This window comes from Devosia sp. A16, from assembly GCF_001402915.1.
GTDB lineage: Bacteria > Pseudomonadota > Alphaproteobacteria > Rhizobiales > Devosiaceae > Devosia_A.
Genome location: NZ_CP012945.1, coordinates 3675793 through 3696550, shown reverse-complemented (window position 1 = coordinate 3696550; position 20758 = coordinate 3675793). Strand labels below are relative to the sequence as shown.

23 protein-coding genes are annotated in these 20758 nt (G+C 65.6%); 7 read left to right on the top strand and 16 right to left on the bottom strand.

The features are described from left to right. Positions 1 to 95 precede the first annotated feature (95 nt). Entirely contained in the window at positions 96 to 1175 is a 1080-nt protein-coding gene (cfr, locus tag APS40_RS17770; protein WP_055048326.1) for a 23S rRNA (adenine(2503)-C(8))-methyltransferase Cfr, read from the top strand. A gap of 78 nt (positions 1176 to 1253) precedes the next feature. On the opposite strand, the gene APS40_RS17765 is transcribed toward cfr, so the two are convergent. The 8 genes from APS40_RS17765 to mbhE form a co-directional block, all read right to left on the bottom strand. Next, entirely contained in the window at positions 1254 to 1676 is a 423-nt protein-coding gene (locus APS40_RS17765; RefSeq protein WP_055048325.1) for a MucR family transcriptional regulator, read from the bottom strand. Positions 1677 to 1830: 154 nt separating this feature from the next. Next, positions 1831 to 2157, bottom strand: a complete 327-nt coding sequence (gene mnhG / locus APS40_RS17760) for a monovalent cation/H(+) antiporter subunit G (protein WP_055048324.1) — start codon at positions 2155 to 2157, stop codon at positions 1831 to 1833. Then, positions 2154 to 2462, bottom strand: coding sequence for a cation:proton antiporter (locus APS40_RS17755; RefSeq protein ID WP_236884124.1), 309 nt, complete (start codon positions 2460 to 2462; stop codon positions 2154 to 2156). The genes mnhG and APS40_RS17755 overlap by 4 nt, the downstream gene beginning before the upstream one ends. Next, positions 2453 to 2932 carry a Na+/H+ antiporter subunit E gene (locus APS40_RS17750; RefSeq protein ID WP_055048322.1) on the bottom strand — a complete coding sequence of 160 codons (480 nt, stop codon included), beginning with the start codon at positions 2930 to 2932 and terminating at the stop codon, positions 2453 to 2455. The genes APS40_RS17755 and APS40_RS17750 overlap by 10 nt, the downstream gene beginning before the upstream one ends. Beyond that, positions 2929 to 4506 carry a proton-conducting transporter transmembrane domain-containing protein gene (locus tag APS40_RS17745; RefSeq protein WP_055048321.1) on the bottom strand — a complete coding sequence of 526 codons (1578 nt, stop codon included), beginning with the start codon at positions 4504 to 4506 and terminating at the stop codon, positions 2929 to 2931. The genes APS40_RS17750 and APS40_RS17745 overlap by 4 nt, the downstream gene beginning before the upstream one ends. Continuing rightward, positions 4506 to 4883, bottom strand: coding sequence for a Na+/H+ antiporter subunit C (locus APS40_RS17740; RefSeq protein ID WP_055048320.1), 378 nt, complete (start codon positions 4881 to 4883; stop codon positions 4506 to 4508). Before APS40_RS17740 ends, APS40_RS17745 begins: the two co-directional genes overlap by 1 nt. Continuing rightward, entirely contained in the window at positions 4883 to 5305 is a 423-nt protein-coding gene (locus tag APS40_RS17735; protein WP_055048319.1) for an MnhB domain-containing protein, read from the bottom strand. Before APS40_RS17735 ends, APS40_RS17740 begins: the two co-directional genes overlap by 1 nt. Beyond that, a complete protein-coding gene (gene mbhE, locus APS40_RS17730; protein ID WP_236884123.1) occupies positions 5302 to 7656 on the bottom strand; it encodes a hydrogen gas-evolving membrane-bound hydrogenase subunit E in 2355 nt (784 codons plus the stop codon). The genes APS40_RS17735 and mbhE overlap by 4 nt, the downstream gene beginning before the upstream one ends. A 191-nt stretch (positions 7657 to 7847) precedes the next feature. Between mbhE and msrB the strand changes: the two genes are divergently transcribed. The 4 genes from msrB to APS40_RS17710 all read left to right on the top strand — a co-directional run bounded on the left by msrB (position 7848) and on the right by APS40_RS17710 (position 11972). Continuing rightward, a complete protein-coding gene (gene msrB, locus APS40_RS17725) occupies positions 7848 to 8249 on the top strand; it encodes a peptide-methionine (R)-S-oxide reductase MsrB (protein WP_055048318.1) in 402 nt (133 codons plus the stop codon). A gap of 254 nt (positions 8250 to 8503) precedes the next feature. Then, a complete protein-coding gene (locus APS40_RS17720; RefSeq protein ID WP_055048317.1) occupies positions 8504 to 10576 on the top strand; it encodes a S9 family peptidase in 2073 nt (690 codons plus the stop codon). Between the two features lie 103 nt (positions 10577 to 10679). Next, entirely contained in the window at positions 10680 to 11288 is a 609-nt protein-coding gene (locus APS40_RS17715) for a superoxide dismutase (protein ID WP_055048316.1), read from the top strand. A gap of 177 nt (positions 11289 to 11465) precedes the next feature. Beyond that, complete coding sequence (locus tag APS40_RS17710; protein ID WP_156342980.1) at positions 11466 to 11972, top strand: response regulator; 507 nt, start codon at positions 11466 to 11468, stop codon at positions 11970 to 11972. 62 nt (positions 11973 to 12034) lie between these two features. Here APS40_RS17710 and APS40_RS17705 read toward each other — a convergent pair whose 3' ends face one another. Then, complete coding sequence (locus APS40_RS17705) at positions 12035 to 13021, bottom strand: NADPH:quinone reductase (RefSeq protein WP_055048314.1); 987 nt, start codon at positions 13019 to 13021, stop codon at positions 12035 to 12037. A gap of 82 nt (positions 13022 to 13103) precedes the next feature. Between APS40_RS17705 and APS40_RS17700 the strand changes: the two genes are divergently transcribed. Beyond that, positions 13104 to 13484 carry a winged helix-turn-helix transcriptional regulator gene (locus APS40_RS17700; RefSeq protein ID WP_055048313.1) on the top strand — a complete coding sequence of 127 codons (381 nt, stop codon included), beginning with the start codon at positions 13104 to 13106 and terminating at the stop codon, positions 13482 to 13484. A 91-nt stretch (positions 13485 to 13575) separates the two neighbouring features. Here APS40_RS17700 and APS40_RS17695 read toward each other — a convergent pair whose 3' ends face one another. Both APS40_RS17695 and APS40_RS17690 read right to left on the bottom strand, forming a co-directional pair. Next, on the bottom strand, positions 13576 to 14154 hold the full coding sequence (locus APS40_RS17695; RefSeq protein WP_156342979.1) for a hypothetical protein: 579 nt from the start codon (positions 14152 to 14154) through the stop codon (positions 13576 to 13578). Further along, positions 14132 to 15649 (bottom strand): helicase HerA-like domain-containing protein, encoded by a 1518-nt coding sequence (locus APS40_RS17690; RefSeq protein ID WP_055048311.1) that lies wholly within the window; start codon positions 15647 to 15649, stop codon positions 14132 to 14134. The genes APS40_RS17695 and APS40_RS17690 overlap by 23 nt, the downstream gene beginning before the upstream one ends. 191 nt (positions 15650 to 15840) lie before the next feature. Here APS40_RS17690 and APS40_RS17685 point away from each other — a divergent pair, with 191 nt between their 5' ends. After that, positions 15841 to 17172 carry a TIGR03808 family TAT-translocated repetitive protein gene (locus APS40_RS17685; protein ID WP_055048310.1) on the top strand — a complete coding sequence of 444 codons (1332 nt, stop codon included), beginning with the start codon at positions 15841 to 15843 and terminating at the stop codon, positions 17170 to 17172. A gap of 8 nt (positions 17173 to 17180) precedes the next feature. Here the strand turns inward: APS40_RS17685 and APS40_RS17680 are convergent, their stop codons facing one another. The 5 genes from APS40_RS17680 to APS40_RS24980 all read right to left on the bottom strand — a co-directional run bounded on the left by APS40_RS17680 (position 17181) and on the right by APS40_RS24980 (position 20599). Then, positions 17181 to 17969, bottom strand: coding sequence for a hypothetical protein (locus APS40_RS17680; protein ID WP_055048309.1), 789 nt, complete (start codon positions 17967 to 17969; stop codon positions 17181 to 17183). 60 nt (positions 17970 to 18029) lie between these two features. Continuing rightward, a complete protein-coding gene (locus APS40_RS17675; protein ID WP_055048308.1) occupies positions 18030 to 19028 on the bottom strand; it encodes an asparaginase in 999 nt (332 codons plus the stop codon). Between the two features lie 164 nt (positions 19029 to 19192). Next, positions 19193 to 19534, bottom strand: coding sequence for an SH3 domain-containing protein (locus APS40_RS17670; protein WP_055048307.1), 342 nt, complete (start codon positions 19532 to 19534; stop codon positions 19193 to 19195). Positions 19535 to 19716: 182 nt separating this feature from the next. Continuing rightward, entirely contained in the window at positions 19717 to 20085 is a 369-nt protein-coding gene (locus APS40_RS17665; RefSeq protein ID WP_055048306.1) for a hypothetical protein, read from the bottom strand. Between the two features lie 103 nt (positions 20086 to 20188). After that, the gene (locus APS40_RS24980) at positions 20189 to 20599 is read right to left on the bottom strand and encodes a hypothetical protein (RefSeq protein ID WP_156342978.1); all 411 of its coding nucleotides are present in this window, start codon (positions 20597 to 20599) and stop codon (positions 20189 to 20191) included. Positions 20600 to 20758: the final 159 nt, after the last annotated feature.

Here is a 20758-nt window from a genome sequence, read left to right as displayed (position 1 = left end):
GATCTCCTGATTGTTGCGGCCATCTGCCCCAAGCAAATCGCTGAGTCCCGGCAGGTCGCCGCTGAATGTGAACACATTCCCGCGGACGAACAGTCGTGTCCTTTTCCAGTGATTTCTCCCCTCGCTTCACCAGCAAATACGATCGCATCTGGCAATACCTGCGCGACCAGGGGGCGCCCGATTTCCGCTACCGGCAGGTCATGCAAGCCATCTTCCGCGACCGGATCGGCCGCTTCTCGCAGATGGTGGTCCTCCCCGAACGCCTGCGACGCGGTCTTGCGTCCCACCTCGACGACGATGTCGTGGACCTCACACGGGTCGCCATGCGGCAGTCGGAACAGGCCGAAAAAGTGCTTTACGGGTTGCCGGACGGCAAGCGCGTCGAGGCCGTCGCCCTGAAGTTCCAGGCCGGCTGGGAGTCGTTCTGTATCTCCTCGCAATCCGGCTGTGGCTTCGGTTGCAGCTTCTGCGCCACCGGTCGCGTCGGCCTGCTACGGAACATGACGGCCGACGAGATCACCGATCAGCTGCTCGATTTCCACCTCAACGGCCGGGTGATCGACAGCGTCTCGTTCATGGGCATGGGCGAGGCGCTCTCCAACGTCCATACGTTCGATGCCATCCGGTTGATGACGCGACCGGACCTGTTCGCCCTCAGCCCGCGCCGCATCACTGTCTCCACCATCGGCATCGTGCCGCAGATGGACCGGCTGGCGCGCGAGTTTCCGCAGGTCAACCTGACGCTGTCGCTGCACTCGCCCTTCGACGAGCAGCGCAGCGCCATGATGCCGATCAATCGCAGGTATCCGATCGCGGAACTGATGCAGGCACTCGATCGGCATGTCCGCACCACCGGCCGCAAGGCCTACATCGCCTATGTGCTGATCCGTGGCGTCAACGACAGCGACGAACACGCTCGAGCCCTGGCGCAACTGGTGACTGCGCGATTCAGGCAGGGCCAACTGCTGCACGTCTCGCTGATCCGGTTCAACGAGGTGGCGACGGCCCCAGAGGCGTTTGCGCGCATCGGCAAGGCGGGCGCCTGGCGGTTCGGCGAGATCCTCAACCGGCACAAGGTCAAGGCGACCGTACGCGCCTCGTTCGGCAACGATATCGACGCGGCGTGCGGCCAACTGTTCGCCAACTATGCGCTCAAGGCTGACCAGCCGCCCTAACACTCGACTCCGGAAAACAGTGTGGCCGCCCCTTTCCGGAGCGGCCACGCAAACCGTCGACGATCAGGCTGAAGCCGATCAGGCGGCCTTGCGGCCCAGGCCATTGTCTTTGGCGAGACGCGAACGGGTCGCCGAATAGTTGGGAGCGACCATCGGGTAGTCGGCCGGCAGGCCCCACTTCTCGCGGTACTCTTCGGGCGAGAGATTGTAGTGGGTGCGCAGGTGCCGCTTCAGCGACTTGAACTTCTTGCCGTCCTCGAGGCAGATGATGAAGTCGGGGGCAACCGACTTGCGCACCGGGACGGCCGGCTTCAGCTCCTCGGCCGGTTCGGCCGCGGCGGGGGACTGCAGGTTGCGCAGGGCAGTATGCACGTCTGCAATCAGCTTGGGCAGGTCGGTAACGCTGAGAGCATTGTGACTAACATAAGCGGAGACAATGTCGGCGCTCAGATCGATGAGATCGTTGTCAGCCGCGGCATTGCCGCTGATGATATCGGTCATTTCGGGTCCTTTTCTGCGGTATGTCAGGGCGAAGAGGTGGCAGCCTTGCCCTGGACTGGTTCAATAGAACCGCGGCACTGCGAATGCAATAGCAGCTGCCGTCTATGTGTATAACCTTTCATTTGCGGCAATAATGTGCAGTTGCCAAAGTGTTTCACTTCAAATCGTCGACAGTCGTCGCGGCCGTGGGCGCCTCGCCGCAGCGATATGCCGCACGGGCGAGCAAATGCGCGGCCACTGGAGTGGACAACAGCAGAAACACAATCCCCAGCAAAGCCCTGAGCGCTACGGCACCGTCGAATGAGACCACCGCGACCGCCAGCAGGATCAGGCCGGCGCCGATTGCCCCTGCTTTCGAGGCGGCGTGCAGCCGGGTGTAGAGGTCGGGCAAGCGCATGACGCCGATGGCGGCGATCAGGCTGAACACGGCGCCGGCCAGCACCAGCAAGGCGCCAAGGTAATTGGCAAGCTCGGCGATCATCGTCCGCTCTCTCGGTTGCGACGCGCCGCCCGGCTCATCAGGTAGCGTGCCAGCGCCACCGTGGCGAGGAAACTGACCAGCGCCAGGGCGATGGCGATATCGATGTAGAGGGAAAACCCGGTCAGCACCGCAACGCCGCCAATAAAACCCACGGCCAGCACGCCGATCATGTCGAGCGCCAGGATGCGGTCGCCGAGATTGGGGCCGCGGATCAACCGAATCACCGCCAGCACCATGCCGATAAGCAACAGGCCGAGCGCCACCTGGCTCGCCAGCTGCAATGCCGCCGCGCCGCTCAATTGCACGCCCCCTTCACCTTGGCTTCGAACCCGTCGGCAATTTCCCGGATGAAGGCTTCGCGGTCGGTGACATGGATGGCGTGGATGTAGAGGAAGCGCCGGTCCTCGGAGACGTCGACGCTCAGCGTGCCCGGGGTCAGAGTGATGAGGTTGGCCAGCAGCGTGATCTCGGCGTCACGCGTCACGCTCAGCGGAAAGGCGATGATGGCGGGCCGGATATGGGCGTTGAGGTCGGGGCGCAGCACCAGCCGAGCCACGCGGAGCGCGCTCATCATCAGCTCGACGATGAACAGCCAGCCGAGCGAGACGATGCGCAGGGCGCGCGGCGCGAAGTGTGGACGGGAGACGAACTGGCGAACCACGAACAAGCAGGCGATGCTGACCAGCGCCCCCAGCAGCAGGTTGGGCAGCGTGAAGCTGCCAGTGACGGCGGCCCAGCCCAGCGCCAGGACGATGGTGAGGAGAACCAGGCTCATGGTGCCGCTCCCGCAAGGCCGGTGGCAGCGACATAGTTGGCCGGTTGCAGCAACCCGGCAGCCGCCTCCCGGCCGAAGCCGAGCAGCGGCTCGGGCCACACGCCGAGCAGCAGCACCACCAGGGTCAGGACGCCGGCGGTGCCAAGTCCCAGCCGGCGGACCCGCGGCGCCAGCGGCTTCAGGTCGGGATTGGGCGCCTCGGTGGTTGCCGCTTCGTGTCCGGGGCGCCAGAAGATATGAGCCCAGAGCCGGCTGACCGCGATCAGCGTCAGGAGGGCATTGCCGAGCACGGCGATCCACAGTGCCAGGGCCCAGCCATCGCGGCCGAATCCCCAGCCCTCGATGCCGCCCTGCACCAGCAGCAGTTTGGGCCAGAAGCCGAGGAATGGCGGGACGCCGGCGACCGCCAGCATCAGCACGAAGAACAGCACCGAAGGCAGCGAGGCAACGGCGTAGATGCCGCCCATGCGGCGCGTATCGGTCTCGCCGGTCAGCGCCTCGAGCAAACCGGCGACAAGGTACAGACCGGTGATCGTCAGCATGGCGTGCAGCACATAGGTGGCCGAGCCGGCCAGCCCCGCCGCGTTGCCGAGAGCGACGCCGGCAATGGTGGCGCCGATGCCGCCGATGACCAGAAAGCCGAGCGCCCGCCGAAGATTGGTTTCGGCGATGGCGCCGAGCGGACCGAGGATGAGCGTGCCGATCGCCACCAGGGCCAGCACCGGCGCGAGGAGGTCGCGGCTGGCCGGCAGCAGCATCACCAGCGCCCGCAGCAATGCGTAGACGCCGACCTTGGTCAGCAGCCCCGCCATCAACGCCGAGATGGCGGGAGGTGGGGCGTGATAACTGGCGGGCAGCCAGGCATTTACCGGAAACGCAGCCGCTTTCATGCCGAAGGCCAGCAGCAGCAGCGCCGCGATCGAGGCCAGTACCGCCGGGCTGGCCTCGGCGGCGCGGCCGACGATATCGGCCATGTTGAGCGTCCCCAGAGTGCCGTAGAGCAGCCCGAGCGCGGCAAGGAAGAAGGTCGTCGCGAGGAAATTGAGGAAGCCGTACTTTATCGTGCCATCGAGCTGGATGTTGCGCCCGCCCAGCACCATCAGCCCGAAGCTTGCGATCAGCATCACCTCGAACCAGACGTAGAGGTTGAAAAGGTCGCCGGTGAGGAACGAACCGCTCACCCCGGCGAGCAGCAGCAGAATCAATGGATAGACTCCGTCGCGCCGCGCCCGGTCGGGCATGTCCATCCGGAGATAGACCAGTAGCAGCAGCGTTACCCCGGCGGCCGCCAGGGCGAACACCGCCCCGGTGAGGTCGGCGACGAAGCTGATGCCGAAGGGCGGCAACCAGCGCCCCATGGTCATCGCTACCGGCCCCGTCTCGCTCACCCTGAGTGCCAGCGCGATATCGGAGACGAAAATCACCGCCACAGTGCCGAGCGCCAGCCAGAACTGGGCCGCCCGCGCCTCACGCAGCATCAGCAGGACCGCCCCGCCGAGCAGCGCCAGCACGACCGGCAGGATCACCAGCCAGTCGCCTGGGTGCGTCGCGAAATCCTGCATCGCCCCGCTCATCAGTAGCTCATCGGCGGTTGGGGGCCGCCGCGCGGCTCGGTGATGCGCATCCGATCGGTGTCGTCGGCTTCGAGCGACTGATAGGCGCGATAGGCGAGCACCAACAGGAAGGCGAACATGGCAAAGCCGATGACGATGGCGGTGAGGATCAGCGCCTGCGGCAAGGGGTTCGCCGCTTCCGCGAGCGGCGCCCTGGCCCCGTCGAGCGCGATCGGCGGCACGATTCGTCCCAGCCGTCCGGCGACGAGGATCAGGAGGTTCACCGCATTGCCCAGCAGCACCATGCCGAGCAGCATGCGGATCAGCGCCCGCGACAGCAGCAGGTAGATTGCCGCGGTAAAGAACACACCGGAGAGGGCGGCGATGACATGGTCCATCAGACGCCTCCCCCGCTGTCTTCGAGCGCCAGCGCCACCGCCGTGATGGTGCCGAACACCACGAAGTAGACGCCGATGTCGAACACCATCGGCGTCGAGAGCGCGACCTCAGCTCCATCGAAAGTGAAACTGGTCCACAGGCCCGTGAGGAACGGCACATCGAACAGGATCGACAATACGCCAGCGAGCCCGGCCAGCGCGACGCCGAAGCCGGCATAGGCCAGAGGGTGCGCCTTCAGGGCGGTACGCGCCGCCGCAACGCCCATCGCCATGCCGTAGATGGTGAGCGCCGAAGCCGCGATCAGCCCGCCAATGAAGCCGCCGCCCGGCTCGTTGTGGCCGCGCAGCAGCACGAACACCGAAAACACCAGCATGACGGCGACCAGCAGCGGGGCGATGGTGCGAAAGATCAGCGAGTTCATGGCGCCGCCTTTCGCACCGCACGGCGCTTCGCTGGCGGTTCAACCAGAGGCGCCGGTTCGATCGGCTTGTCGCGCCGGGCGCTGCGGATCAGGGCCAGGATGGCGATGCCCGCGGTCATCACCACCGAGATCTCGCCCAGCGTATCCAGCCCGCGGAAGTCGACGAGAATCACGTTGACGATGTTGTGCCCGTGGGCGATCGGCACACTGTTGGCGTTGAAGAAGGTGGACAGCCGAAGGTCCAGCGGGCCTTCGATGACGGCCCAGAGCAGCATGGTCAGGGCGACCCCGCCAAGCAGCGCCACGCCACCGTCGCGAGCCCAATCCTCGAGCGGGCGCGGGTCGGCGCTGTCGAGGTCGAGCCGGGTCATCACCAGGGCCAGGATCACGACGCTGAGAATCTCGACCATGAACTGGGTGAAGCTGAGGTCCGGTGCGCCGAAGACCAGGTAGAGCAAGGCCACCGCCAAGCCCTGCACCCCAAGCGCCAGGATGGCGAACAGGCGGCTGCGGGCATGGACGACTGTCGCCACGCCGAGCACGGCGAGAGCCACCAGCCCCCACTCGTAAAAGCGGAGGTCGAGAACCTGTGGCCCGCGCGGCAGCCCGTCCAGCACCCAGAGCGGCCCGATCGCGGCGACCACCAGCAGCGCGAACACCAGGAACAGGTAGAGCTCCAGCCGCCCGTGGTGCAGCAGCCGGGTCACCGCGCCGGCAAAGCGCACGATACCGAAATACACCCAGTCGAAGCCGATATCGAAGCTCCAGCCGATCGCCGTCGCGGCACGCCGCAACAGCGATCGCGCCAGGTCGAGCCTGAGGAACAGCCCGATCGCCAGCGCCCAGGTGACGACCGACAACCAGAAGGCCGGCCCCAGCAGATCGACCCCGAGCTTCAGGTGCGTCTCTACCGAGACGCCGAGGATCGCCGAGGTCGCCGGCGCCACGGCCAGTTGGCCCGCAAGCACCGGAATGAAGCCGAGAAAGATGCCGAGCACACCCAGCACCACCGGCCCTGCGAGCATCGCCACCGGCGCCTCATGCGGCTCGATCGGGGTGGGCAGCACCTGGCCCATGAACGGCTTGATCAGCAGCGCCAGCGCGACGGCGCCCAGCAGCCCGTTGCCGAGCACCAGCGCGGCGAGCGCCAGCAGCGACTCGAGCTGTCCGAGGGCAAGCGCCGCATACATCTCCTCCTTGGCGAAAAAGCCGATCAGCGGCGGCAAGCCGAACATCGCAGCCGACGCCATGATGGTGCCGATGAAACTCACCGTCATCGCATCGCGCAGACCGCCGAGCATGGTGATGTCGCGCGTGCCGGTGCCGTGATCGATGGCCCCGGCAACCAGGAACAGGCCGGCCTTGTAGAGCGCGTGGGCGATAAAGTAGAGCACCGCGGCGGTCACCGCCATCTCGGTGCCGGCTCCCAGCAACAACATCAGCAGTCCGAGCGAGGCCAGAGTGGTCTGCGCCAGCATCTGCTTGAGGTCGGTCTGACGCAGGGCTGCAATCGCCCCCCACAGCAGGGTGACGCCGCCGAACCCCATCAGTGTCAGGTTCCAGATCGCCTCGCCGCCCAGATGCGGCGTCATCCGTGCGACCAGGTAGACGCCGCCCTGCACCATGGTGGCCGAGTGGAGATAGGCCGAAACCGGGGTTGGCGCCTCCATGGCGTTGGGCAGCCAGAAATGAAACGGCAGTTGCGCCGATTTGGTGAAGGCGGCCAGCAGTACCAGCCCGACCAGCAGCGGATAGGCGACATTGCCTTTGAGGTCGCCGGCCGCGCTCAGCTCCCATGCGCCGGCGATGGCGTAGATCGCCACCCCGGCCGCCAGCAGCGCCAGGCCTCCCAGCCCCGTCACCACCAGGGCCTGGATCGCGGCGCGCCGCGCTGCCTGTCGCGTATGGTCGAAACCGATAAGGAGGAAGGAGGCGACCGAAGTCAGTTCCCAGAACAGGTAGAGCGCCACCAGGTTGTCGGCCAGCACCAGCCCCTGCATCGCGCCCATGAAGGCGAGGAGGAAACCGAGAAACCGCCCTTGCCGATGCCCCTTCAGATAAGCGCCGGAATAGAGCAGCACGAACGCGCCGACGCCGGCGATGGTCAGCGCGAAGACGAGGCTCAGTCCGTCGATCAGGAAACTGAGCTCCAGCCCCCAGGACGGCGCCCATGGCCAGGCCACATGGATCGCCTCGCCGGCCGCAGTCCGCTCGAGCAGCGGCCACAGGGCGATGAAGGCAGAGAGCGGCACCAGCGCCACCACCCAGCCGGTGAAGTCGCCGATGAGCCGGTGCACCAGCGGCGCCAGCGCTGCCGCAACAAACGGCAGCACCACAGCCAGAACGATCACAATATCAGGTGTGGCCTCCACCCGGGTCCGCCTCCCTGCAGGATTCGCATCTGCGTCACCTTAGCCCCTCACCCTGCCCCGGCAAGGCAAACCGGCAGGTGCGGCGATGTGCACCACAGCTTTGTGAGCAAAGGGCGATTTGCGATCGATCGGCGCAATCGCCATATGCAGCGCACAACGGAGATTCCCCGATGAGCGAGACCTTCAAGGTTCAGAAGTCCGACGAGGAGTGGCGCGCCACGCTCACCCCCGAGCTTTATCGCATTGCCAGGGAGCACGGCACCGAGCGGCCCTGGTCCCACATCTACAACGCCGAGAAGCGCGACGGCATCTATCACTGCGCCTCGTGCGGCGCCGAGCTGTTCACCGCCGACACCAAATACGAGTCCGGTTCGGGCTGGCCGAGCTTCTTTTCGGCGATCGAGGGCTCGGTGGCGCAGACCATCGACCGTTCGCACGGCATGGTCCGCATCGAAGCCCATTGCGCCAATTGCGGCGCGCACCTTGGCCATGTCTTCCCTGACGGCCCCAACCCGACGGGGCAACGCTACTGCATGAACGGCACCAGCCTGCAGTTCGAGCCGAAGGCGTAAGCACGCAGCCGCGCCAAGCGCGCCTGCCTTTCTCCCGTCGTGATCAGCGGACGAGGGCGTTCGCCCTCGCCGCGAGGCGGCGCGCAGCGCCGGATGAGCGGTCTGCAACACGAAGTGTGCGCGGAGGACACCCCCTCATCCGTACTTCGGGCACCTTCCCCCACGAGGGGAGAAGGCGGCGCGGCAGCATCCTGTCCTTTACAAGCGATCACCGTCGCGACTACCTCGCAGCAACCCTTCTCGAGACCTCCCCCATGCCCATTCCACCCGTCGCCGAACGCCGCCAGCATGCCACGACCCATCATGGCATCACCCGGCAGGATCCCTATCACTGGCTCCGGGCCGAGAACTGGCAGGAGGTGATGCAGGATCCTGCAACCCTGCCCGCCGACATTCGCGGCTATATCGAAGCGGAAAACGCCTACTTCGCCGAGGCCTTCGAGACCCCGCACGAGGCGCTGGTCGACAAGATCTACCGGGAGATCCGCGGCCGCATCAAAGAGGACGAGAGCGGCATCCCGTCCGCCGACGGTCCCTGGGCCTACAATTCGCGCATGGAGGAAGGAAAGCAGTATCCGATCCTCGTCCGTACGCCGCGCGAGGGCGGCACGGAGCAGATCCTGCTAGACTGCAATATCGAGGCAGGCGACGGCTATTTCGGCTTCGGCGGCGGCGACCACGACCCTTCGCACCGCCTGCTCGCCTGGAGCGCCGACCGACAGGGCTCGGAGTTCTACACTCTGCATATCCGCGACCTCGCCACCGGCCAGGACACCGGCGAGATCATCGAGGATGTCGCCGGCGGTGGCGTGTGGTCGGCCGACTCGAGTGCCATCTACTACTCCGAGTATGACGACAATCATCGCCCCTTCCGCGTGCGCCGCCACGTGCTCGGCACGCCGCAGGCCGATGACGAGATCGTCTACGAAGAGAAGGACCCCGGCTTTTTCGTCGGCGTCGACGAGACGCTCAGCCGCAACTACATCGTCATCGACGCGCATGACCACCAGACGTCGGAATTCTGGTTGATCGACACCCGCACCGGAGGTGCACCGAAACTGGTTTCGCCGCGCCTTGTCGACCGCGAGTATGACGTCGAGGACCGCGACGGGGTGTTCTACATCCTTACCAACGCCGACGGCGCCGAGGACTTCAAGATCGTCACCGTCGACGCCGACAATCCGGCCGCAGAGAACTGGATCGACCTGGTGCCGCACCGGCCCGGCGTGCTGATCCTCGACATCATCCTGCTCAGCCACCACCTGGTCCGGCTCGAACGCTCCGAGGGGCTGCCGCGCATCGTGGTGCGCAACCTCGACGACGGCGAGGAGTGGACGGTGAAATTCGACGAGGAGGCCTATGCGCTCGGCATGGCCGCCGGCTACGAGTTCGACACCAGCACCATCCGCTTCACCTATTCGTCGCCGACCACGCCATCGCGCACCTACGATCTTGACCTCGTGACCCGCGAGCGCACCCTGCTGAAGGAACAGGTGGTCCCCTCAGGGCACAATCCCGGCGACTACGAGACCAAACGCATCTTCGCGACTGCGAGCGATGGCGAGCGCGTGCCGGTGACCCTGCTCTATCGCAAGGGCCTAAAGCTCGACGGCAAGGCGCCTGCCCTGCTCTATGGCTATGGCGCTTACGGTCACGCGCTGACGGCCGGCTTTTCGGTGTCGAAGCTTTCGCTGGTTGATCGCGGCTTCGTCCACGCCACGGCGCATATCCGCGGCGGTATGGACAAAGGCTACGCCTGGTACAAGAACGGCCGTCGCGAACACAAGACCAACACCTTCAACGACTTCATCGCCGCCGCCGAGGCGCTGATCGAACTGGGCTATACCGGCAGCCAGCAGATCGTCGCCGAGGGCGGCTCGGCAGGCGGCCTGCTGATGGGGGCCGTCACCAACATGCGCCCCGACTTGTGGGCCGGGGTGATCGCCGAGGTGCCGTTCGTCGACGTGCTCAACACCATGCTCGACGAGACGCTGCCGCTCACGCCGCCGGAATGGCCGGAATGGGGCAACCCGATCACCGACAAGACGGCCTATGACCGGATTGCCAGTTATGCCCCGTACGAGCAGGTCGCCGCCAAGGACTACCCGCCGATCTTCGCGCTCGCCGGGCTCACCGATCCGCGCGTCACCTACTGGGAGCCGGCCAAGTGGGTGGCGAAACTGCGCGCCAGCAAGACCGACGGCAATCCGCTCTACCTCAAGACCCATATGGGTGCCGGGCATGGCGGCGCCTCGGGCCGCTTCGACCAGCTCAAGGAGACCGGCCTGAGCTATGCCTTTGCGCTCAGTTGCGTCGGTTTGGCATAATTCCACCCAAAGCGGGAATTGTTGAGCAATGCCAAAGGGCCTATATCGGAGCCAGCCCAGCGGCCAACACTCATAGAGACTGTCCCCCAAGGAGGCATCCAGAATGGCATACGAACTTCCCCCCCTGCCCTACGCCTATGACGCGCTCGGCCCGTACATGAGCAAAGAGACGCTCGAGTTCCACCACGACAAGCACCACCAGGCCTATGTCACCAACGCCACCAAGCTGGCCGAGGGCAAGGGTCTCGAAGTGCTGGCGCTCGAAGACCAGGTCAAGGAAGTGTTCGGCAAGGATCCGGGCCTGTTCAATAACCTGGGCCAGCACTACAACCACGTGCATTTCTGGAACTGGATGAAGCCCAATGGCGGCGGCGGTGCCTCCAAGGTACCGGCAGCCCTGCTCAAGGCGATCGATTCCGACCTGGGCGGCTTCGACAAGTTCCGCGCCGATTTCATCAATGCCGGCACCACCCAGTTCGGTTCGGGCTGGGCCTGGCTGTCGCTCAAGGACGGCAAGCTGCAGGTCACCAAGACCGCCAATGGCGAGTCGCCGCTGGTGCACGGCAACGCCAAGCCGCTGCTCGGCGTCGATGTGTGGGAGCACTCCTACTACATCGACTATCGCAACGCGCGCCCGAAATACCTCGAGGCCTGGTTCGACAACCTGGTGAACTGGGAACATGTCGAGTTCCTGTTCGAAGAAGCCAAATAAGCTTCCCTCGATCGCATGCAGGGCCCGCTTCGGCGGGCCCTTTCTTCTTGCGCAACAAGGCGGTGGCTCGCCGCGTCAGCAGGACCGGAAAAAACGCGATATGCGCATTTGCTGCGGCTTCCGCCGATCGTCACGCAATGGTAACAGTCGATTAACCATTGGGAGCGTCGCGAGACTTTGGCCGAACCAGTCCGCACCATAGCTGTCCTTGTCGCGAACCCGGCGCTGAGCTCCATTCTGAGCATGGTCCTGGCTTCGATTCCGAGCTTCCGGGTGCGTCCCTTCGAGTCGGAGCTGGCGCTGATCACGTATATGCGGCTTGCCCCGGTCGATGTCGTGGTGATCGATTTCGACAGCGCGTCGGCGCGGGCCGACCGGGTCAGCCGGGATCTCCGCGCCGACGAGAGCATCCCGCAACACGACTACCAGGTGATTGCGCTCGCCAGCGTCGTTTCGCCCGAGACCAAGTCGCTGTGCATCGCCTCGGGCATCGACGAGGTGATCGTCAAGCCGATGTCGCCGAAGTACCTGTTGGAGCGGGTGCAATCCCGGCTGGCGCGGCGCGCAGCGAGCCGTAGCGGCAATCGCCAGGCGCGGCCCCTGCCGGGCCGCCGCCCGGACTTCTCGCAGTACGGCAACGTCATTCCGCTGTGGACGCGTGAGCGACCGCTGCCGACGCACTGACAGCCGGGCTCCGCGCCCCGTGATCGGCCCTCCTTGTCCGGCGGGCCATCAGGGTTGTTGCGTCAGCCCAGCGAAATGATCGTCTTGCCGGGTTCGCCGAGTTCGACGGCTTCGTGAGCGGCAACGATATCGTCGAGGGTCAGCACGCGACCGATCTGATGGGTGAGCTGGTTGGCCTCGAGCGCGGCGTTGATGCCGGCAGCGGCTTCGCGGTGGGCCTCGGCAGGCATCACATAGACCAGCACGAAGCGGATGGTGGCATCGAGAAAGATCATCGGCCAGAACGGCAGGGTGGGCTGAGGCACGCTATCGCTGGCATAGGTGGCGACGACGCCGTTGGGCGCCAGAGTCCTGCCGATCAGCTCGAGATTGGCGCCAAAGGCGACTTCGATGAAGCGGTCGACGCCCCTGCCCTTGCTGTCGCCGGTGAAGGCGGCAACCCGGGCGGGCAGATCATCGGTATGGCGGTTGAGGACCAGATCGGCGCCGGCCGCCGTGGCCGACGCGGCGGCCGCATCATTGCCGACCGAGGCGATGACCCGGGCACCGCCGAGTTTGGCGAACTGGATGGCGTAGCGGCCGACCGCGCCGGCACCGCCGGACACAAAGACGGTTTTGCCAGTGACAGGACCATCGACGAAGACACAGCGATAGGCGGTCATGGCGGGGATGCCGAGGCAGGCGCCCTCGTCGAAGCTGACGCTGTCGGGCAGGTGGACAGCCTTCCAGGCGGGGAGCGTCGTATATTCGGCAGCTGAGCCGTTCCAGCGGCCAAGCTGGGATTCATAGAACCAGACGCGCTCACCGATCCGGTGGTCGAGCTCCGGCGAACCCACGGCGACGATCTCACCGGCGCCGTCCTGATTGGGCACGACCTTCGCGAAAGCCGGTGCGCCGCTGCCGCTGCGACCCTTGGTGTCGGAGGGATTGACCCCCGAGGCCCGGACGCGGATCAGCACTTCGCCGGGCCCCGGCTGTGGCGTGGGCAACTCGCCGACCTGCAATACGTCGCGGGCGGCACCCTTGGTGGAAAACCAGGCAGCTTTCATTTGCACGTTCCTCTTGTTTCCCGGCCTAGCTAGGGCTTCAATGCATCCGGGACCAGTACGTACAAAGGCAACATGTACTATCATGAATGATAGCACCCCTATCCTGACCCGCCCGCGCCGCCGGGCCCGCCGCACCGGTTGTGCAGTGGAAGTGACGCTTTCGGTCATCGGAGGTCTGTGGAAGCCGGTGATCCTGTTTCACCTGCTCGGCGGCAAGTTGCGCTTCAACGCGCTGTGCCGGATGGTGCCCAACGCGACGGCGCGCATGGTGACGCTGCAACTGCGCGAACTGGAGCGGGACGGGGTGATCAATCGCATCGTCTATCCAGAAGTGCCCCCACGGGTCGAATATGAGCTGACGGACCTGGGCCGTTCGCTCGAGCCGGTCCTGCTCAGCATGCGGAACTGGGGGATGGGCTTCAGCTCGGACGAGGAGCGCGAGCACCTCCATATTTGCCCCTAGCATGTGCTCGCGGCTGTCGGCCCGACCAGCCAGGACCGGCTGATCCTCGACGCGGGGACGATGGCAGGTGTGGTTTGGCGAGCGGGTGCGCCTAGGCCGTGACGTTCAGCGCCCAGGCGACCTTGTTCCAGAGGTCTTCGACATTGTCGGTGAATACCACCACCCGGTCGGCATGGGACACCGAATGGCTGAGGATATCGGTAGCCATGCCGCGCATCGCCTCGAAGGCCCGGTGATGGTTGAGCAGCACCACCGGCTTGCCGCCGGCGCCGGCGCCCGCCCGCACCCAGGTGCGATAGAGCGCTGCGGCCGAGGCCAGCGAGCCCGGCAGGCCGACAAAGCCCTGCGCCAGTTCGCCAACGCGCTTCACCCGCGCTTCCGGATCGTCGATCCGTTCCACCGGCACCTCGGCCAGTGCGGCCGGCGCCCGGAATGCTGCGTCTGCGACGATCAGAACCTCGCCACCGGCGGCGCGGGCGCTGGTGATCAGCGGGATATTGTCGAGCGTTTCGTCGGCGAGGCAGATGATCCTGGCCCCGTGGCGCGCCAGCAGCGTGCCGGCCTGCGACATCAGCGAACTGCGCTCGGCATCGCCGGGGCCCTTGTCGGAAGCGAAGACCGCCAGCGCCGGGTGGTTCTGCGCGACGTTAGCGGCCACGAGTGAGGCCACCGAGGATCCCGCGCAGCAGCGCCTTGCCGAGGCCGTTCGCCATGGTGCGGCTGAACGAGGTGATCGCCGCCTCGGTCGGGGTCTGCCGGGTCGAGCGGCGCGGCTGGGCGGCACGATCGGCGCGTTCCTGCGCCGCCGCCGCCTTGGCGTCGGCCTGCGCCTGCCTGGCGTCGAGCTCGGCCTGCTTGGCCGCGGCCTCGCTGGCCTGGCGCTCCTGGGTCTTCTTGGTCAGGACCTCGAACGCCGACTCGCGGTCGACCACCGTGTCGTAGACCCCGGCTACCGGCGAATTGGCGATCACTGCGCGACGCTCCTCAGGCAGGAGCGGTCCGACCTGGCCCGACGGCGGCCGGATCAGGGTCCGGCCGACGATCGAGGGCACGCCCTTGTCTTCGAGCACGGAAACCAGCGCCTCGCCGGTGCCGAGCTGGGTGATCACCTCGGCAGTGGAAAAGGCCGGGTTGGGGCGGAACGAGTCCGCCGCCATCCGCACCGCCTTCTGCTCCTTGGGAGTATAAGCCCTCAGGGCGTGCTGCACGCGGTTCGACAACTGGGCGAGCACCGAATCCGGAATATCGACCGGATTCTGGGTCACGAAATACACCCCGACGCCCTTGGAGCGCACCAGCTTGACCACCTGCTCCACCTTGTCGACCAGCGCCTTGGGCGCATCGTCGAACAGCAGGTGGGCTTCGTCGAAGAAGAACACCAGCTTGGGCTTGTCGGGATCACCCACTTCCGGCAACACTTCGAACAGCTCCGACATCAGCCACAACAGGAAGGTCGCGTAGAGCCGGGGCGCCCGCATCAGTTCGTCCGCGGCAAGGATCGAGACATAGCCCTTGCCGTCGGTGGTGGTGCGCATCAGGTCGCGGATGTCGAGCGCCCGCTCCCCGAAGAACTGATCGCCCCCCTGCTGCTCGAGCACCAGCAGGGCGCGCTGCACGGCGCCCACGGTAGCGGAGGCGACGTTGCCGTACTGGACCGAGATGTCCTTGGCGTTGTTGGCGATTTCCACCAGAAGCGCGCGCAGATCCTTCAGATCGAGCAGCAGCAGGCCGTTGTCGTCGGCATATTTGAAGGCAATGTTCAGCACGCCTTCCTGGGTATCGTTGAGGTCGAGGATGCGGCTCAGCAACAGCGGCCCCATTTCGGAGATGGTGGTCCGCACCGGGTGTCCCTGCCGGCCGAACAGATCCCAGAAGATGGTGGGAAACTTGTCCGGGGCATAGTCGGTGAAACCGATCTCCTGAGCCCGCTTCACCTGCCAATCGAGCATCTTGCCCATGTTGGCGATGCCCGAAAGATCGCCCTTGATGTCGGCGGCGAACACCGGGACGCCGGCGGCCGAAAAGCCCTCGGCGATCGACTGCAGCGTCACGGTCTTGCCGGTGCCCGTAGCGCCGGTCACCAGCCCGTGCCGGTTGCCGTATTTGAGCGCCAGGTACTCCGGACGCGCGCTTTGACCGAGATAGATCTTGTCGGGAAGGAGCATGACGCCTCACTGGATTCGATGGCCGGTTGCCGACTGTATACCGGCGGCAGCATGGGCTGCCAAATGAAAGCGGGCCGTCGTGTCGCATGCCGTTGGGTGCTGATGCGGTAGGTTTCAATCCCACATAGGCTGGGGAAGCTGCCGGATTGGGCAATTCCCAAAGCCCCCGTTGCCCCCTTACACTCACCGCCATGCGTCTGAGCCGCCGTCACATTCTCGTCGGACTTGCCGCCCTGCCGTTCGTCGGCGGGGTCAGGGCGCAGTCGCTCGACTCGACGACGCTGAACCTCAGCCCAGGCAGCCTCGACGACCAGAGCGGACCGATGCAGGAAGCGCTGCTGCGCGCCGCTGCCGAAGGCCGGCCATTGTTCCTGCCTTCCGGCAGCTACTACGTGCAGAACCTGCAGGTGCCGAGCAATGTCGTGGTCACCGGAATTCCCGGCGGCACCATCCTCGCGGCGGCCGGCGAGGCGCCGGTATTCCGTATCGCCGGCAGCGCCCATGTCAGCTTCGCCGGCGTCACTTTCACCCGCGGCAATGGCGGCCCCTCGGGCGCCGATCGCGGGCTGGTGGAGATCGAAGCGAGCGATCATGTCACGCTGAGCAACTGCAGTTTCGTCGGCGGGGCGGCCAACGGCCTCGCCGTTCGTGATGCGGGCGCCGATATCGAGGATTGCGATTTCACCGGGCACGCGCTGGCCGCGATCTTCTCGGTCGATGGACGTGGACTGAACATCACCACCAACCGCGTCACCAAGTGCGGCAATGGCGGTTTCCTGATCTGGGGCAGCAAGCCGCGTCACGACGGCTCGCTCATCACCGGCAACACCATCACCGGCATCGGCGCGACCAATGGCGGCAACGGCCAGAACGGCAATGGCATCAGCATCTTCCGCTGCAACGACGTGATCGTCGCCAACAACCAGATCACCGATTGCCGGTTCACCGCGGTGCGGCTCAATTCGACCGGCAATGTCGCCGTCACCGGCAATGTCTGCCGCAATTCCGGCGAGGTGGCGATCTTCTCCGAGTTTGCCTTCTCAGGCTCGGTCATCTCCAACAACATCGTCGATGGCGCTGCCGGCGGCATTTCGATCACCAACCTCGATTCCGGCGGGCGGCTCGCGGTCTGCTCGGGCAACATCGTGCGCAACATCCGCTCGCGCTCGGACGTGAACCCAGATGCGCGACCTTTCGGAATCTATGCCGAGGCAGAAACCAGCATCTCCGGCAACAGCATCGACAATGTTCCGGGGGTCGGCATCCTCGCCGGCCGCGGCACCTTCCTGCGCGATGTGATCATCGCCGACAACGTGCTTTACGCCACCGGCACCGGCATCGGCGTCAGCGTGGTGAAGAACCCCTCACCCGGCCCGGTCACCATCACCGGCAACATCGTCAACGCTCCGCTGGAGCACGCCATCGTCGGGATGGAAGGGGACCGGGTCGTCAGCGAAGATCTGGTGCAGGACGCCGCGAAATATCCGCACGTCACGCTCGCCGGCAATTCGGTGACCCGCTGACCGGGGCTTCATATCCCCGTCGACGCCTGGGCGACCACTGCCCACTGGCCTGACGGTTGTCGGCTGAAGCAGAGCCCCGAAGCATACGGGCGCTCGAACTCGTCGCCGCCGACCTTGCCGAAGCCGATGCCGCCGCTGGGCAGGTGGAAGGCGGTCCAACCCACCGCGGTCTCGGCGTCGTAGTCGGTGGCATAGAGCAGGCCGGGGACCAGTTCTCCGACGGGCTTGCCGTTCTCCATCGCATCGAACAGCTCGATCTCGCGCGTCACCCCGACGAAATTGTCGCCACTGGTCTTCAGAGCCCGGGCAGCGCGCTTCACCTCGGCCGGGTCGACCGTTCCCAGGGCATAAGTGCAGATCGCGCCGTCGATCGCCGGGTCGGTGCCCCAGGATTGTCCGTCGGTGAGCGACTGGCTGATGAAATCCAACTCCATCCTGGTCAGGAAGGCGCCGATATCGACCTTGGGCGGCAGGTCCCAATCACCTCCGGTGCTATTGCCCAATTCGGCCACTTGCGACTTCGCACTCTCCCACGGTCCCGCCAGCGTGACGGCGCGCGGCAGCGACAGATCGAGGTTTCCGGAAACCACCGAGATCGTCGATGCGAGCCACTTGCCGATGCCGTTCACATCCCCGGCCGACGCGGCCGCAAGGAGTTCGGTGGCCGCGGCGCGGAGATCGCCTGGCGCCTCCATCGTCCTCGCCGCGGCGAGCCTGGGCGGCGTATAGGCGGGCCCTGCCAGTGTCGTTCCGCAGAACGCGATCGAGGCAATGACGGTCACGGCGGCACGGCGCATGCGAATCTCCGAAGCTGACTGCTTGATTGGACGCCGGCGAACGAGGGATCCTTTGGCGTGTCACCGGGCGGCGCGCATCTCGCCAACCTCGAAACCCCGAACATTGCGCACCACCTGACGGGCGAACTTTTCCAGCACGGCGCGCTCACCGGCGTTCGGGTCGGCAAAGCGCAGCAGCAGGTTGGCGACAAGGGTCTGGCTCGCCAGCATGTTGCCGTCGTCGATCTTCAGCGCGTAGCCCCAACCCTTGTCGCGGATGGCCCCGCACTGCACGCCCTCGGCCCCGCCTTTCTGCATGACGCGACCACCAAAGGCTTCCATCACCAGGGTGTCGAGGTGGCCGGTGCCGGCCACCAGCAGCGGATGGGTCGTCGCGGCATCGAAGATGCGGGTCGCGGCGCCGGCGATCTCGACCGGCAGGCCGATGCCCGTCGCCATTCTGGCGAAACCGCGCGCAAAGGCGGAAAGCGGCGCCGCCCAGGTGGGGATGGAGCAGCCGTCGGTGCCGCACCGGTCCTCGCTCAACGGCTCGCCGATGACCGTCTCGACCGCCTTGCGCACCGCTACCTGTACCGGGTGGCCGCGCGTTACGTAGTCATGGGTATCGACGCCCAGCGCCCGCGCCACGCTCAGCATGCCGGAATGCTTTCCCGAACAGTTGTTGTGCAACTGGCTCGGCTCCAGCCCATGCGCCCGCAGCGCCTCACGCGCCTTGCCGTTGCTCGGCTGATGCGCGCCGCACTCGAGGTCGCCGGCGCTCAGGCCGATGTGGCCGAGGAAATGGGTGACCCCGTCGACATGGATGTCTTCGCCGTGGTGCGAGGCGCAGGCCAGCGCCAGTTCCTCATCGCTCAGGCCGAAACGGTCGATGGCGCCGGAAGTGACCATGGCCAGCGCCTGCATCGACTTGATCGCCGAACGCGGAAAGACCGGTCGCGCAATGTCGCCTGACGCTGCGATGACATTGCCGTCGGCGTCGGAAATCACGAAGGCGCCGCGATGGCGGTTCTCGACGAAATTGCCGCGTGTCTGCTCGATGAGGATGGGGTTGGCGTCCAACACTGACTCTCGGAAAAGAAAAAAGCCCGGAGGTTCCTAGGGAACGCGTCCGGGCCGTGAAGTCAATGTTCGGAGGTCAGTCAAGGCACGTGTGCATGGGAGTAGTCGGGTCGTCGTCAGAGCCCGCCCGCGCCGCTTGGAGCGACGCGGCGGGAATTTCGGGGTCAGATGTCCCAGTCGTAGGCGAGTTTCAGGAACTTGGCGTTCACCCAACCGCGGGTGTCCTGCTGCTCGACCAGGCACCAGTCGGCACCGCCCTGCGGAGAGACGATGCAGCGCTCCACCCAGACCGAGGTCTTGGGCTGGAACTCGCCGATCTTCTGCGAATAAGAGGCCGGCCACTTGCGGACATTGAGGGTGTCCCATTTCTTGACGCCAACGATGTGGGCCGGGCCCTCGACGTCGTAACCGGCAGCCATGGCGGGCTGAATGGCGAAAACGGCAGCGCTGGCGATGATCAGACCGGCAAGGGTCGCGACCAGCAGCTTCTCATGAGATCTGTTCATCGTGGCATCCTTTCGGGGGCCGGGTTTCGTTGTGTTGTCCCGAATATGCCCCCGCCCGATTGAACCCCCACTGAGCCAGCCATTCAGACAGCGTTCATCGGCGGGGCAATGTCGCGGCAACAATGAGCAAGGGGCGGGACCCGCCTGGGTCCCGCCCCTTGCCGCCGACTGCGAAGCGCGGTCTAGCGGTGGACGTAGAGCGTCACCGTGTCCGCTCCCATCATCTTGATGGCGTAGACATCGGCCGGGTTGTAGCCCTTCTGGCGCAAGGCTTTGACCAGGGCTGCATTGTCGGCGATGGCCGCGCGCCGACCGGCGGCATTGCCTTCCGAAGGCAGGATCGGATGGTTGACGCAATACTCGGTCACCCAGACCCGCTGTGGGTTGGTCACTCCGGCGAGCTCGGCGGGATCGACGCGATTCAACGCGCCCAATTGATCCTGGCAGACTTCATCATCCCGCTCGGTCTGCTGGGCCGTGGCGAAGCCCGCGGGAAGGGCCGCCACGCTCAGGCCCAGGGCGAGCAGGGCAGCCAACAGGGGCTTGGTCATTTTCAGTCTCCTCTGATAGCGCCGGCATCGGCAACACAAAAAAACCAACGCCGGCCGGCCAATGATGGCCGGTCCGGCGTCAGTTTAGCATTAGGTCGGGCGGTCAGCGGCCGAAATTGTGCACGTAGAGGTTGATGGTGTCCTCACCCATCATCTTGACCGCGAACACGTCGTCGGCATGGAATCCGTGCTGCTGAAGCACCTGCTTCAGCACGGCATTCTTGGCGATGGCGGTGCGAAGGTAGGCGGCGTTGCCATCCGAGCGCATGAGCGAAGCGGACGGGCAGAACTCGGTGACCCACACGCGGTAGGTATTGTTGACGCCCAGGACCTGGGCGGGCAGCACGCGTTTCAGAACGCCGAGCTGATCACCGCAATACGGTTCGGGAGTCGATGGCGACGGGTGGTCGCCGCACTGGTGGGTAATACATTCACTTTGTGCGCTGGCCGGCAAGGTGTGAAGCGAAGTCAGCGCAGCAAATGCAAGAGTAGCAACAAGAGCGAGCTTGGTCATTTCAGTCTCCCTGAGCTGAGGCGGCGACGGTCAACCCGCGCCGCGCCCTGTGCGAGTGAAGAGGATCGCGGTTGGCAGGACCCCTTTGACGCTGGACCGCAGATTCCGCCCCCAGGTTTGAACCGGCGCTGATGGGCGCGTTCATGCTCGTGACAGAAT

What these genes read in the sequence shown, in the direction of transcription:
- APS40_RS17765 (WP_055048325.1), bottom strand. Translation starts at nt 1,676, where the DNA reads ATGACCGATATCATCAGCGGCAATGCCGCGGCTGACAACGATCTCATC.
- mnhG (WP_055048324.1), bottom strand. Translation starts at nt 2,157, where the DNA reads ATGATCGCCGAGCTTGCCAATTACCTTGGCGCCTTGCTGGTGCTGGCC.
- APS40_RS17750 (WP_055048322.1), bottom strand. Translation starts at nt 2,932, where the DNA reads ATGAGCCTGGTTCTCCTCACCATCGTCCTGGCGCTGGGCTGGGCCGCC.
- APS40_RS17745 (WP_055048321.1), bottom strand. Translation starts at nt 4,506, where the DNA reads ATGAGCGGGGCGATGCAGGATTTCGCGACGCACCCAGGCGACTGGCTG.
- APS40_RS17740 (WP_055048320.1), bottom strand. Translation starts at nt 4,883, where the DNA reads ATGGACCATGTCATCGCCGCCCTCTCCGGTGTGTTCTTTACCGCGGCA.
- APS40_RS17735 (WP_055048319.1), bottom strand. Translation starts at nt 5,305, where the DNA reads ATGAACTCGCTGATCTTTCGCACCATCGCCCCGCTGCTGGTCGCCGTC.
- msrB (WP_055048318.1), top strand. Translation starts at nt 7,848, where the DNA reads ATGAGCGAGACCTTCAAGGTTCAGAAGTCCGACGAGGAGTGGCGCGCC.
- APS40_RS17720 (WP_055048317.1), top strand. Translation starts at nt 8,504, where the DNA reads ATGCCCATTCCACCCGTCGCCGAACGCCGCCAGCATGCCACGACCCAT.
- APS40_RS17715 (WP_055048316.1), top strand. Translation starts at nt 10,680, where the DNA reads ATGGCATACGAACTTCCCCCCCTGCCCTACGCCTATGACGCGCTCGGC.
- APS40_RS17705 (WP_055048314.1), bottom strand. Translation starts at nt 13,021, where the DNA reads ATGAAAGCTGCCTGGTTTTCCACCAAGGGTGCCGCCCGCGACGTATTG.
- APS40_RS17700 (WP_055048313.1), top strand. Translation starts at nt 13,104, where the DNA reads ATGAATGATAGCACCCCTATCCTGACCCGCCCGCGCCGCCGGGCCCGC.
- APS40_RS17690 (WP_055048311.1), bottom strand. Translation starts at nt 15,649, where the DNA reads ATGCTCCTTCCCGACAAGATCTATCTCGGTCAAAGCGCGCGTCCGGAG.
- APS40_RS17685 (WP_055048310.1), top strand. Translation starts at nt 15,841, where the DNA reads ATGCGTCTGAGCCGCCGTCACATTCTCGTCGGACTTGCCGCCCTGCCG.
- APS40_RS17680 (WP_055048309.1), bottom strand. Translation starts at nt 17,969, where the DNA reads ATGCGCCGTGCCGCCGTGACCGTCATTGCCTCGATCGCGTTCTGCGGA.
- APS40_RS17670 (WP_055048307.1), bottom strand. Translation starts at nt 19,534, where the DNA reads ATGAACAGATCTCATGAGAAGCTGCTGGTCGCGACCCTTGCCGGTCTG.
- APS40_RS17665 (WP_055048306.1), bottom strand. Translation starts at nt 20,085, where the DNA reads ATGACCAAGCCCCTGTTGGCTGCCCTGCTCGCCCTGGGCCTGAGCGTG.
- APS40_RS24980 (WP_156342978.1), bottom strand. Translation starts at nt 20,599, where the DNA reads ATGACCAAGCTCGCTCTTGTTGCTACTCTTGCATTTGCTGCGCTGACT.